This is a genomic window from Bacillus sp. CGMCC 1.16541 (genome assembly GCF_003184905.1).
Lineage (GTDB): Bacteria > Bacillota > Bacilli > Bacillales > Bacillaceae_H > Priestia.
Genome location: NZ_QFRU01000033.1, coordinates 1 through 13,804, shown reverse-complemented (window position 1 = coordinate 13,804; position 13,804 = coordinate 1). Strand labels below are relative to the sequence as shown.

12 protein-coding genes are annotated in these 13,804 nt (G+C 36.0%); 11 read left to right on the top strand and 1 reads right to left on the bottom strand.

Going from position 1 to position 13,804, the window contains the following annotated elements:
- Window positions 1-147: 147 nt before the first annotated feature.
- The 8 genes from DIS06_RS18710 (at window position 148) to DIS06_RS18675 (ending at window position 10,644) form a co-directional block, all read left to right on the top strand.
- The gene (locus tag DIS06_RS18710; protein WP_110114759.1) at window positions 148-3,204 is read left to right on the top strand and encodes an efflux RND transporter permease subunit; all 3,057 of its coding nucleotides are present in this window, start codon (window positions 148-150) and stop codon (window positions 3,202-3,204) included.
- An 82-nt stretch (window positions 3,205-3,286) separates the two neighbouring features.
- Window positions 3,287-3,769, top strand: a complete 483-nt coding sequence (locus tag DIS06_RS18705) for a MarR family winged helix-turn-helix transcriptional regulator (RefSeq protein ID WP_162596028.1) — start codon at window positions 3,287-3,289, stop codon at window positions 3,767-3,769.
- 214 nt (window positions 3,770-3,983) lie between these two features.
- Complete coding sequence (recQ, locus tag DIS06_RS18700; protein ID WP_110114757.1) at window positions 3,984-6,122, top strand: DNA helicase RecQ; 2,139 nt, start codon at window positions 3,984-3,986, stop codon at window positions 6,120-6,122.
- A gap of 183 nt (window positions 6,123-6,305) precedes the next feature.
- Entirely contained in the window at window positions 6,306-6,680 is a 375-nt protein-coding gene (locus tag DIS06_RS18695; RefSeq protein ID WP_110114756.1) for a PH domain-containing protein, read from the top strand.
- A 182-nt stretch (window positions 6,681-6,862) separates the two neighbouring features.
- The gene (locus DIS06_RS18690) at window positions 6,863-7,252 is read left to right on the top strand and encodes a GntR family transcriptional regulator (protein ID WP_110114755.1); all 390 of its coding nucleotides are present in this window, start codon (window positions 6,863-6,865) and stop codon (window positions 7,250-7,252) included.
- Complete coding sequence (locus DIS06_RS18685; protein ID WP_110114754.1) at window positions 7,245-8,144, top strand: ABC transporter ATP-binding protein; 900 nt, start codon at window positions 7,245-7,247, stop codon at window positions 8,142-8,144. Before DIS06_RS18690 ends, DIS06_RS18685 begins: the two co-directional genes overlap by 8 nt.
- Window positions 8,119-10,125: a hypothetical protein gene (locus DIS06_RS18680; RefSeq protein WP_110114753.1), complete on the top strand. Its 2,007-nt coding sequence runs from the start codon at window positions 8,119-8,121 to the stop codon at window positions 10,123-10,125. The genes DIS06_RS18685 and DIS06_RS18680 overlap by 26 nt, the downstream gene beginning before the upstream one ends.
- 12 nt (window positions 10,126-10,137) lie before the next feature.
- On the top strand, window positions 10,138-10,644 hold the full coding sequence (locus DIS06_RS18675) for an RNA polymerase sigma factor (protein ID WP_110114752.1): 507 nt from the start codon (window positions 10,138-10,140) through the stop codon (window positions 10,642-10,644).
- A gap of 134 nt (window positions 10,645-10,778) precedes the next feature.
- Here the strand turns inward: DIS06_RS18675 and DIS06_RS18670 are convergent, their stop codons facing one another.
- Window positions 10,779-11,366 carry a DedA family protein gene (locus tag DIS06_RS18670; protein WP_110114751.1) on the bottom strand — a complete coding sequence of 196 codons (588 nt, stop codon included), beginning with the start codon at window positions 11,364-11,366 and terminating at the stop codon, window positions 10,779-10,781.
- A 271-nt stretch (window positions 11,367-11,637) separates the two neighbouring features.
- Here DIS06_RS18670 and DIS06_RS18665 point away from each other — a divergent pair, with 271 nt between their 5' ends.
- From DIS06_RS18665 to DIS06_RS18655, 3 genes are all read left to right on the top strand, one after another.
- On the top strand, window positions 11,638-12,852 hold the full coding sequence (locus DIS06_RS18665) for a DNA polymerase IV (protein ID WP_110114750.1): 1,215 nt from the start codon (window positions 11,638-11,640) through the stop codon (window positions 12,850-12,852).
- 120 nt (window positions 12,853-12,972) lie between these two features.
- The gene (locus DIS06_RS18660; protein ID WP_110114749.1) at window positions 12,973-13,368 is read left to right on the top strand and encodes a hypothetical protein; all 396 of its coding nucleotides are present in this window, start codon (window positions 12,973-12,975) and stop codon (window positions 13,366-13,368) included.
- Window positions 13,369-13,654: 286 nt separating this feature from the next.
- Window positions 13,655-13,804: helix-turn-helix domain-containing protein (locus DIS06_RS18655; RefSeq protein ID WP_162596026.1), on the top strand; the 150-nt coding region annotated here is incomplete at its 3' end.

Genomic DNA, 13,804 nt, shown 5'->3' with positions numbered 1-13,804 from the left:
ATTCCGAAAAGACAAGTCCACTTTTTAAACTTGTCTTTTTTTGTGCATAATAGAGGAAAAAATTTCTACAAATTGTTTAGCACACTAATGTTTGACTAACAAACGTTTGTTGAGCTAACATTATGCCCATAAGGGAGGTTATCAACAATGTTTGAAAAATTTTTAGAACGTGGCAAACTTATACTCGTTTTATTTTTTGTTGTTTTAATTGTAGGAGGATATTTATTTTACAACTTGCCAAAGCGTGAGTTACCTGAATTTAAACCGAATTTGGTCTCAATCTCTACGGTTTATCCCGGTGCAAATGCGGAACAAGTAGAAAGAGATGTGACGAATAGGTTTGAGAAGGCGCTTGATGATATAAAAGACATTGATTCTGTGAATTCCGTTTCAACACGTGAATTTTCAAATGTGATTATTGAAATCAATGATGGCGCTGAATTTCAAGATGTGGCAGATGAAATTAAACAAGTGATGCTTGATTCATCTAAGAACTTACCAGAAGGGGCATTAGATCCAACATTTAATGATGACTTTGGAAAGTCACCTATTTCGTCATACATGGTTGTGGCAAACGATGAACAAACATTAGAAGAGTCCAAAAAAGCTATTAATGACTTAAAAGAGAAACTATTAGAAGTAAAAGGTGTTAGTGACGTTGTTATTAAAGGTTTCTCAGAAGAAGAAGCAGTTTTTGTAGCAGATAGTGAAAAGCTAACGGAAAATGGGTTAAATGTTTCGTCTGTTATTCAAGCTATCAATAACGAATTCGAAACAACTCCATTAGGAAGTGTTCAGCAAAATGGACAAGAGTACACGTTATCATTAGGAAACTTCAAGTCGATTGAGGACGTAGAAACCATCTCACTTCAATCAAAAACAAAGAGAGAAGCTGTTCAATTAAGCGAATTAGGTTCATTTGAATACCGTGAAAAAGAAGTTGAGGATATTGTAACCTATAAAGGTAAACCAGCTTATTCATTAACGGTAAACGTAGAGCAAGGACTAGACATTCCAACAATTTTTACAAAAGTAGATGAAGTTGTAAAAAACAATGAAAATACGTTACCGAACAATGTTGATCTTGTAACGTATTATTCACAAAAAGCAGATGTAGATAATATCTTTAAAGATTTAACACGTGACGCATTATTAGCGGTTATCGCAGTTATCATTATTACAACATTAGGGTTAACGCTGAGCGGAGCGTTTATTGTGTCGCTTGCCATTCCGTTTTCGATTACATTAGGGGCGATTCCACTTCCATTTTTAGATGTAGATCTAAACCAAATTTCAGTTATTGGGTTAATCATTGCACTTGGGATTCTTGTAGATGACGCCATTGTGGTAAATGATAATATTTTGCGAAACTACAAAGAACAAGGCAAGATTCTACCCGCCACTGTAAATGGGATTAAAGAAGTATGGGGTTCAATTATTACATCAACGTTAGCGGTTGTATTTGCATTTTTACCTCTTGTCTTTTTATCAGGTGGAAATGGTGCATTTATTCGCTCATTACCAACCGTTTTAGTACTAACAATTATCGCATCTATGATTATTTCATTAACATTGGTTCCAATCTATCAATATGCCGTTAATAAAAACAAGGACGGTAAGAAATCAAGTGAACGCGAACCAGGTTTAATTGGGAATTCATTAAAGCGTTTATCTGACTTCTATGCAGATAAAGTGGTTGCTAGTGTATTAAAAAGACCATTTGTTGTAGGAATCGGTGGAGTCGTTATTACAACGTTATTATTTGGTCTTGCATTTTTAACACCGTTTGAATTTTTCCCTGCAGCCAATAAAAAAGAAGTCGTGGTCAATGTAACGCTACCTGTTGAAAATTCATTAACAGAAACATATGACACACTTGAGAAGATAACAAAAGATATTAATGAAGTTGAAGGTATCGAGGAAACGTCTATTTTTGCAGGAAAAGGATTACCAAATTTATTCAATGCTAGCATGGATAATACCGGAAGTAATACAGGGCAAATTGTGGCGCGTGTGGATAATGAGACACTTACATCAAGTCAATTTATTGATGACATGACAGAGCCACTTCGTGAAGCATATCCAGAAGCGGAGATTTTCTTGAATACGATTGTGCAAGGTCCGCCGACTGGTGCACCAGTTACTGTTGATATCTCTGGTGAAGATTTTACAAAATTAAATGAGATTAAAAATGAGCTTCGAAAAAATATTCAAGAAGTAGATAATGGTTTAGTTATTGATGATGTAAAAGAACCTGTTGAAACAATTACGTATGAGTTAAATCGTGAAGAAATGGCTAAGCAAGGGATAGATGCGAAGTTTATTAGTGACCAACTTCGTGTCGTGACAGATGGGGTACCATTAGGTTCTTTCCAGCGTGGTCAAGATGACATGGATTTAGTGTTGAAATTAGATGAAGAAACACATGCTGAAGGGATCAACTTAGAAGAAATTAACGTACCGATTCAAACAGGTGGTCCTGTTCCAGAACTTGCACCACTAAGCGATTTTGTAACAGAAAAGAATGTAGAAGAATACAAAACGATTCCTCATAAAGATGGAGAGCGTACAATTACATTAAAAGCATATCCGGGGGAATCAGAAACGTTTAAAGAAGACGTAGAAGGCATCGTGAAAGATTTACAGAAGAAATATGAAAATGAGAACTATCAGTTAACAACTGGTGGAGAAAATGATGATCAAACGCAATTCTTTGTTGAAATTACACTTCTTTTCGGTGTCGTAATGGTATTGATTTATTTAACGATTGCGTTACAGTTTAATTCATTCTTATTGCCGCTACTTGTATTAGGAACAGTGTACCTTGCGATTGCTGGTGCCGTAACAGGCTTGTTTGTCACACAAACGCCATTTAGCTTTATGGCAACGATGGGCATTGTCTCCTTAGCAGGGATTGTTGTACGTAATTCTGTTGTGTTATTTGAGTTCATTGAACAGCGTCGAAAAGCAGGGATGGAGTTAGTTGAGTCCATTATTGAAGCAGGTCGCTCACGTATTCGACCAATTTTATTAACTGCTTTTACAGCACTTGTTTCATTACTACCTGTGGCATTTAGTAATGATCCATTATTTAAGCCACTTGCTATTTCAATTGTGTCAGGTGTGCTGTTTTCAACCATTTTAACGCTAGTTATTGTACCTGCATTGTATTTACTAGTCGCAAAACTACGCAAAGTAAAGTGATTTTAGTATAATAAAAAATGAGGTGCAGAAAACTGCACCTTATTTTTACAAAGATTTTCGTTTTAGATAGAAGGTGATGACAATGACAATAGAGCAGCACTTTCCGAGTTATTTATCAAAATGGATGGGATTTACGTTTGGGAAGTTAGGTGAACTAGCGAAAGTAATTTACTCCTCATCTCTTCATCAAATAGGAATTACACCACATCATCTTGGCGTACTGATGGCACTTGATAATCATGGTCCTCAAGTACAAGCGAGATTGACGGATTTAGTTAGTATCGATAAAGCGACCATGGTTACGCTGATTCGCGAGTTAGGAGATATGGATTGTATTGAAAAAGTACCACATCCAACCGATAAACGTGCTCACCAAGTGACAATAACTGACAAAGGAATTGAAACGGTGAAAGAAGCGGAACGAATTAGCATTGAAGTAACGGATCGCTTTTTTGAAGCGCTAAACGATGAAGAAAAATACGCGTTTCATGATATGTTGCAAAAGTTAACCAAAACTGCAACGGATATGTATAATGAAATAGAAGAAGCTGAGTTGAAAAGATAATCGACTCAGCTTCTTCTATTTAGACCACTTTTCATTAAATGATAGGTTTAAAGCTTTGCCAAATGTTAGTGCGAAATCAATGTAAGAAACAGTTTCGAATTTAGTGAATTCCTGTTAAACTAAACATACTCTCACTTACATTCTTCAATCACACGATACAATCCTCTTTCTCTTTCCCTCAAAAAGTAACAAATGAAATCCAGGAGGTCATTTTATGAGTTTTGAGCAAGCAGTGCAGCATCTACAATCTTATTTTGGGTATGAGTCATTTCGAGGTGGACAAGAAGAGACCATTCGACAGGTATTAAACGGTGAAAATGTGGCATGTATTATGCCAACTGGCGGTGGGAAGTCATTGTGCTATCAAATTCCAGCTTTAATTTTACCGGGAACGACACTTGTTATTTCACCACTCATCTCATTGATGAAAGACCAAGTAGATGCATTACATCAAGTTGGTATTTCAGCAACGTTTATTAATAGCTCTTTAACAGCAACAGAAGTGAATGAACGATTAGATGAAGTGAAAATGGGTGAATATGAGCTGTTGTATGTCGCGCCAGAGAGGTTAGAGTCTCCGGCTTTTTTAGAGCAATTACGCTATTTACCTATTCCACTTGTAGCCATTGATGAAGCTCACTGTATTTCGCAATGGGGACATGATTTCCGTCCAAGTTATTTGCGTATTCATCAAATGATTAATCAATTAGAATACCAACCAACAGTCGTCGCTTTAACAGCGACAGCAACCCCTCAAGTTCGAGAGGACATTTGTCGTTCATTAAATATTGATGAAAAGAATACAGTCATTACAGGTTTTGAACGAAAAAACTTATCGTTCTCAGTTGTCAAAGGAGAAGATCGTCTTGCTTATATTAATCGTTACATTAAACAAAATGAGCAAGAAGCTGGAATCATCTATGCGGCAACGAGAAAAGAAGTGGATCATCTGTATGAACACTTGCGACAAAATGGTGTAAGTGTCGGCCGCTATCATGCCGGGATGAATGATCAAAGTCGAGCTACAGAACAGGAGCAGTTTTTACAAGATGATGTGCAAGTGATGGTTGCAACATCTGCCTTCGGAATGGGGATAGACAAATCGAATATTCGATACGTCATTCACTATCAACTGCCGAAAAACATGGAGAGTTATTATCAAGAAGCAGGTCGTGCGGGGCGTGATGGACTCGATAGTGAATGTATCGTGTTATATTCTCCGCAAGATATTCGGGTGCAACGGTATTTAATTGAACAAACCACGTTCCACCAAGAGCGTCAAATGAACGATTTGGAAAAGCTTCAGCAAATGGTGAACTATTGCCATACAGAAGGCTGTTTACAGGCGTTTATCTTACAGTATTTTGGGGACGAAAACCCACAGTCGTGTGGTCGATGTGGAAATTGTACCGATGACCGAACAGCAGTTGATGTCACGATTGACACACAAAAAGTGCTATCTTGTATGATTCGCATGGGTGAGCGATTTGGTAAAACGATGATTGCTCAAGTACTCACTGGTTCAAAAAATAAAAAGATACAAGAACTTAACTTTACCACGCTTTCGACGTATGGGGTGATGAAAGAGCAGTCTGTAAAAGACGTAAGTCAGTTTATCGAATACTTAATTTCTGAACAGTATATTGCAGTCGGACAAGGTCAGTTTCCGACATTAACTGTTACAAACCGAGGGCGAGATGTGTTACTTGGAAACGAAAAAGTGATGCGGAAAGAACAAGTACAAATAAAACAACTCGTTCGAGATGATGAACTATTTGAGTATTTACGCTCACTTCGAAAAGAAATTGCATCAGAAGAAGGGGTACCACCGTTTGTTGTATTTTCAGATGAAAGTTTACGCGATATGAGTGCAAAGTTACCCCAAACGAATGAAGCATTTTTAAGCGTCAAAGGAGTTGGAGAACGTAAGCAAGAACAATACGGTGAGCGTTTTATTGCAGCAATTCATCAATTTTGCCTTGAAAATCCAGAGCGAGAGCGTCAAGTCGAAGTAGTAGAGACAGCACCGAAAAAGAAAAAAACAACGAGTGATGAGCTTTCTCATGAAGTCACTTATCAAATGGTGATAGAAGAAGGGATCGTCATTGAAGAAGTGGCAAAACAAAGAGGATTAAGTCAACAAACCATTGAAAACCATCTAATTCGCTGTTATCAAGAAGGAAAAGAGTTTGATTGGAATCGGTTTGTTCCTCCTCACTATGAGCAATTAATTGAAGATGTGATTAGTCAGATGGAAGACGATAAGTTAAAACCGATAAAAGAAGCGCTTCCAGATGAAGTGAGCTATTTTATGATTCGTAGTGTTCTAGCAAAAAGAAAGCAGACGACGTGATAAAAAGGTGTTTCAAAAGCGGAAAGTAGACCGTTTGTGTAAGTTCCTTTCCTTCTAGTATATGAAAAGTGTAGTATGACGATGTGGCGAAGTAAAGAAAAACCATCCAAACATGATCTCATTTGAGGAATACGAAGATACGAAGTAGAATAGAAATAGGAAAGTGAAAAGGAGGAGACAATGATGAGTATATTAGATGGATTACTAGGTAACGCTTCGGAAGTTGATTTACAGTCAGTTGAACAAGACCTTTCTCTTATCCTAGTACAAAATGAAAAAATTGAGAAAGCATATAAACTAATTCGAGACTTAGTTGTGTTTACGAACAAACGCTTAATTCTCATTGACAAGCAAGGAGTAACTGGTAAGAAGGTAGAGTATCATTCGATTCCTTATAAGACAATTACACATTTTAGCGTTGAAACTGCAGGTCGATTTGATTTAGATGCCGAGTTGAAAATTTGGCTCTCTGGCGCTTCAATGCCTGTTTCAAAAGAATTTAAAAAAGATAAAAATATATATGATGTTCAACGTACACTTGCTTCGTACGTTCTATGAAAAAAGCGCAGCCTATAAGGTTGCGTTTTTTTTTGTTCATCACTTTTTAATGACTAATTTTTAAAAAACTGTTGTCTTTTCCAAAAATATGAATATAATTAAAACTGTAATATGTAATGTAATACAGTTAATACACTTAGTACACATCATACAGATATTGAACGAAAGAAAGGAGGTAAGTTATGTTTGATTTAGATATTCGAAGTCGTAAACCTATTTACGAGCAGCTCGTTGAAAAACTGAAAGAACTAATCATTCACGAAGTGTTTCAAGCGGATCAGCAGTTACCGTCTGTTCGTTTGCTTGCAAAAGAGTTGACGATTAATCCTAATACGATCCAAAAAGCATACCGAGAATTAGAAAATCAGGGATATATTTACTCGGTTCCAGGAAAAGGAAGCTTTGTGACACCGCAATCTGTAACATCAAATAATGAAAAGGTGAAAAAGATGAAAGAAGAGTTAGTTAAGCTCATTTCAGAGGCTATGTATCTAGGATTGAAAAAAGAAGAAATCCTATCGCTCATTACAGAAGCAGAACAAACAGTGAAAGGGGGAGATAACAGTGATTAATGCCAAACATGTAAGAAAAGAATATGAAGACAACGAAGCTGTGAAAGATGTGAGTTTGCAAATTAAAAAAGGGTCAATTTATGGTCTTTTAGGTTCGAACGGTGCCGGTAAAACAACGTTACTTAAAATGCTAGCAGGTATTTATAAACAAGATAGTGGGGAAATCAAAATTGATGGCCAACCTATCTTTGAAAATATTGAAATGAAAGAGAGACTTATCTTTTTATCAGACTCCTTGTACTTCTTTCCTCAGTCCACAGTTAAGCAACTAGCGAGCTTTTATCGCAGTATGTATCGGAATTGGAACGAAGAGCGTTTTGAACGGTTAGCAGAAGCTTTTCCAATCCCACTTACGAAAAAAGTCCACCGTATGTCAAAAGGAATGCAGCGTCAAGTTGCGTTTTGGCTTGCTTTATCAGCGATGCCTGATGTGCTTATTTTAGATGAACCGCTAGATGGATTAGATGCAGTGATGAGACAAAAAATCCGTAATCTGTTGATTCAAGATGTTGCCGATCGTGAAATGACGGTTTTAATTTCTTCTCATAACCTTCGAGAAGTTGAGGATCTTTGTGACTATATTGGAATCTTACATCAAGGAAAGCTAATGGTTGAGAAAGAGTTAGATGATTTAAAATCAGATATTCATAAAATACAAGTTGCTTTTAAAAAGGATGTTCCACTTGCCTTTTTACACGAACTACAGATTTTACATAAAGAGCAGCGCGGAAGTGTTTTATTATTCATTGTGAGAGGCAAGGAAGAGAGAATTAAAACATTTGTGCAATCACAGCAACCTGTTTTGTTTGATATCTTACCACTCACATTAGAAGAAATATTCATTTATGAGATGGGAGATGTTGGTTATGCCATCGAAAACATTCTTGTTTAATCGAGGAATTCTTACTCAAACGTTACGAAATGTTGGTTGGACTAGTTTACTATTCTTTGTATTGCTGTTTTTTTCAGTGCCCCTACAACTACTAATGAAATATACACAAGAACGAGATCCTTTTGAACAGCCTCCCGTTAACTTGTTTGCTGTTTCAGGAGATTTGCAAGTTGTCTTTTTATTTACAGTACCCGTTTTACTAGCCATCTTTCTATTTCGTTATATGCATGTAAAACTGGCTGCAGATTTTATACATGGTTTACCAATCAAGCGTGAACCGCTATTTCATCAACAAGTAATCATTGGAGCGCTGTTATTAATCACCCCACTTATACTTGTGTCGATTATTAATGCATGTTTAATTCCATTTTTAAATATTAGCGATATCTTTTCAACGAGCGATGTCATCAACTGGTTCTTAACAACAGCTACGATTACGCTATTAGTTTATATGTCGAGTGTCTTTGTTTCGACTTTTACAGGTATGTCTGTATTACATGGTTTGCTGACATATGTATTAATAGGATTTCCATTTGGAATGATGATGCTAATCGTAATGAATTTACGCTATGCTTTGACTGGCTTAGCAATTGATTATTACTTACACGGTCGTCTTTCTGAGTATTTACTTCTACCAGCAAGGTACACACACATGATTCAAGATCGTTTATTAACAGGAACGGAATTTTTCATCTATATCACTCTTATTCTTGTATTCTATGTAACAGCGCTACTTGTTTATCGTAAGCGAAATGTTGAAGTAGCGAATAGCGCGGTAGCCTTTAAGCCACTTCAACCTCTGTTTAAATATGGGGTTACGTTTTGTTTTGCACTAGTAGGAGGTCTTTACTTTTTAGGAGCACAACACTCACTTAGTTGGGGAATTTTCGGATATGGAATCGGAGCTTTACTTGGTTACGTGATTTCGCAAATGATTTTAGATAAAACGTGGCGAATTGCGAGTAAGTGGAAAGGGTATGTTGGATTTATCATTATTTTTGGTATAATCGGTGTCATTTTGTATTCCGATATCACAGGGTTTGAAAGTAAGGTACCTGAAGCGGAAGATGTAGAGAGGGTATATCTTTCAGATGGATTTTATTCGTTGTTTGTGTCACCAGAGGATTTTAAAGACGTTGATGATTATATGTATAAAGAGTACGAACCATTTTATTATGAAGAAAAGGAAAATATTAAACACATTATTCAGCTGCATGAAGCAATTTCGGCTGAACATGATCAACATAGACGATTATCTCAACAAGGTTCGCAATCCGTTTCACTTGTTTATGAACTTAAAAATGGCAAGAAATTGGTGAGACAATATATCATTCCATATCAAGAATACAAAGTGTTTTATGAGCCAATTGTCGCATCAGACGAGCATATGGAAAATTACCATCAGCTATTAAAGGATCAAAATCTAGAAAATGTCGAACAATTAATTATTCGCTCTCATGATGGACGAGATAAGCAAGTAACGATTTCAGACCCTAAGCAAGTGCGTGAGTTGTTAGAGGTCATAAAGAAAGATATGAGATCTCAAAGTTATGAAGATTTATATCGTTATTCTGGGAATGAAGCTTGGGGGGATATTGAGCTCATTCGCCCAGATAAAAAAGCACTCAGCTACGTTACATGGCATAAATCATATGCAGGTGTCGACGAGTGGCTACAACAACAAGGATTGCGTGAAGAAGCTCGACAAACGGGAAATGATTATTCTAAAGTGATCATTCTGAAAAATGATTTTAAAAAATCAATGGATGAGCTAACAAAAGAAGAAATCGAAAAGCATGCAGATAAATTAACCGTCACAGACTCAAATAAAATTGATGAAATATTAACAGCAAGCATTTGGGATGATCGTGGTGAATATCTTATTGCATTTTATGATAAAGAACAAAGAGGCCCTATTACACGAACGTTTAGAAATGACAAAGTACCGGACTTTGTCAAGCAACACTTTAACAATAAGTAAAGGAGAACAACTATGTGTACGGAAAAGGATCTACCATCCTTTGAAGCATCTTTAAAACAATTAACGCGTTATTTACATGCAAAAGGAATTGCACACCAAGATGTAGAGGATTTAACACAGGAAGTTGCGTTGAAATATTTAGAACATAAAGAGTTCATTCATCCTCAAAAAGTAAAAGCATGGATGTTTCGAGTCGCCATGAACAAACATTATGATACACTTCGTCATAAAAAAGTAAAAGAGCGGTACATGGAGAAGTGTAAAAGACAAGATTTTTATAATGATACGTGTTGTCCCATGACATGCTTACTTCAAAGTGAAGATTGTGAAGAGTGTCAGACCGCATTAAACAAGTTAAATCCAACTTATCGAAACTTATTAATTTTAAAGTATGTACTTGAATTAAAATATGACGAAATTGCAAGTCGGTTAAACATGCAATTAGGTACATTGAAGTCGTCTTTATTTCGAGCAAGAAAACATTTTATAAAAGAATATACTAGTATGTTAGACATGTAGAGAGGATAATCCAACTAGGATAAAACACCCCTAGTTGACTCAATATGAAACAACCCTTGCCTTTTACCATCGATTAATAGAAATAGATAGAGAGGCAAGGGTTGTTTCATGTACATGTTCTTTTTTAGCTTTCGTCACTCATGTCCTAATCTTTTTCTTCTTTGTTTTCTCTTTCGGTAAAAAATATATATTCCACAAATGAAAATCAATCCAATCCCTACATCAACAAAATCAACATAAGAAGGGGAACCATCTAAAACTGCTCCTAAAATGAATAAACATAGAGTCCAAATGAACCCAAATGAAAACGAAACAGTTATATATCTAGCATTTCTCATTCCTGTTGCCCCTAGAAAGATGGGCATAATATGACGAAGACCTGGTAAAAAGTAACTGGCGATAATAGCTGAGTTTCCGTATTGATCAATGGCTTTTTCCATTTTAAGCATTTTGTTTTTTAGACGAGGACGTTGAAGTAGTCGCAACGCTTGAGCTGAGAATAACCTTCCGAACAAAAATTTTACATATAAACTAGTCATCATTCCTAAATACGTTAAAAGAAAGGCGGGAATGTAATTAAAAAGATTCTGTTTTGCTTGATTACCAGCAATCATAATATAAATAGGATCCGGAACAGGTGTTAAATTTGCTCCAACTAACGTAATAAAAAAGAAGTAACCGTATCCTAGTTCTTCAATGTAAGATAAGAGACTATCAATCAACTAATCTGTCCACCTTTCTATCTTCTACCCTATAATTTATTCATATATGATAGAAGTTTTATGAGAAAATCATACTGTCTTTATCTAAAATTGAAAAGTGAAATGTTTAGAGTCTCATTATAAAAGAAGATTAACTATTCTTTTCGCTTAAAAATGAACAAATTTGTTAAAACAAGTTTTGTAAATATATGAATATCATTTACATCTTATGATTAAAGTGGTGATTGTGTATAATAAGAATATATGTTCTAAGTGTAAGGTGATGGATAGTATGCACAATATGTACCCAAAAAACGGAAAAGTCATTCTTCACATTGATGCAAATGCTTTTTATGCATCGGTTGAAGCTTCAGAAAATCCAGAATTAAATAGTAAGCCTGTTGCAATTGCTGGTAACCCAAAAGAACGAAGAGGCATTGTCGTTACATGTAATTATATAGCAAGAAGCAAAGGTGTATACGCCCCTATGCCACTTTGGGAAGCGAAACAAAAATGCCCGGAATTGGTCGTTCTAAAACCTAATTTCCCACTTTATCGACAAGTATCTAAAAAGATGTTTGACTATCTGCTAAAATATTCAAACGTATTAGAACCAGCGTCTATAGACGAAGGATATTTAGATATCACCAACTGCTTTCAATTAGGAAGTCCTCTTGAAATTGCTGAACAAATTCAACAAACGTTATTAACGGAATTAAAGATTCCTGTTTCTATTGGTATTGCGCCGAATAAATTTTTAGCTAAAACGGCTAGTGATATGAAGAAGCCTCTTGGTATTACGATTTTACGGAAAAGAGATGTTTCTCACATTCTTTGGCCTTTACAGGTCAGTAAAATGCATGGAATTGGTGCGAAAACAGCTGAAAAATTAAACCAACTTGGCATTGAAACCATTGAACATTTAGCAAAAGCAGATGAGCACCGCGTTAAACATGTACTAGGGGTGAAAGGGAAAACAATCATCGAGCGAGCAAACGGTATAGATCACCGTTTAGTGAATCCAAATGCTTCATCACAATTTAAATCAATTGGACATTCTACTACACTACCTAAAAATGAAACCGATGACCGCATATTGCTTCAAACATTCAATCGTCTCGCTCAGTCTGTAAGTCAACGAATGCATCAAAAAAAAGTTGTCACTCAACACATTCAAATTACAATCCGCTACAGCAACTTTGAAACGATCACACGGAGTGAAAAGCTACCAAATAGCATTGATTCAAAAGAGGAGTTGTTCAATCAAGCTGTTCGATTATTTCGAAAGCATTGGACTGGAGACCCTATACGTTTGTTAGGGATTACTGCTGCTCAAGTGGTTCGTAAAAAAGAAGCAATGAAACAATTAAGTCTCTTCACATATGAAGAAGAAGCAACAGAAGAACCTCTTTTAAAAGTCATGGATCAGTTAAAAGGAAGGTTTGGAGATGACATTATCCAAAAAGGAATTGATATTACTAACAGTAAAAAGAGGGAAAACAGTTAGGTGTAAAGCTTTTGACCCTCTTTCTAACTATTATAAGTCTTTTTTCCTCTTTTTGTAAAAAGTGTCTGTATAAATCAAAAATTGAGAGGTTTGTAGTATGATAAACAAGTCTTACTTTTTATGATTGAAGTGAAAGAAATGAATGTATGTAAATGGAGTATAAGTTTATTAGCTGTCATTTTTCTTATAACAGGGTGTGGAACGGATGAAGCGGAAAAGACGACCGCTAACCCTGAAGGTGCAAAAGAAGAAAAGATAGCTGAAAAAGAAGCAAGTGAAAGTAAACAAGCTGCTCGTACAATTGAAGAGGTCAATCAGCAACAAAGTGGTGTTTTAGTGAAGAGGCGCGAACAGGAAGTTATTGACCTTGGGATGTTAGACTTTTCAGATTTTAAAAATAAAGAAATTGCTCCTAAAGTAGAAAAAGAGTTAGCGGCTTTATTAAAGAATTACCCAGACGCATCAAGTGATGATATTTATCATTTCAGTCGAGAAGACCCCCACCTCAAGGAATGAGAAGGGCCAAGCCCAATGAGTAGGTGGGGGATGAATCGTCTTCGGACAAGGGATGGCTTACTTGCCATCTCGATTGTCCGACTGTTCGAGTGCGAGTTGCAGTAAATGAAAAATAGCTTGTGTACGAGTACCAAAACCACTTTGTATATGTCGACTCTATCTAAAAAAGTCTTGGGAAATCTTAAGACAACCGATTGTGTTTCCATATCTTCACCTCTAAATGAAATGTAATATCTATCTAATATGGTATAATATGTATATCTCAACACGCGAGGAGGTGAAAGTCATGTTAGTCAATAAAGCCTATAAGTTTCGGATCTATCCTAATAAGGAACAAGAAATCTTAATCGCTAAAACAATCGGTTGTTCTCGCTTTGTATTCAATCACTTTTTGGCGAAATGGAACGATGCTTACAAAGAAACGGGGAAAGGGTTA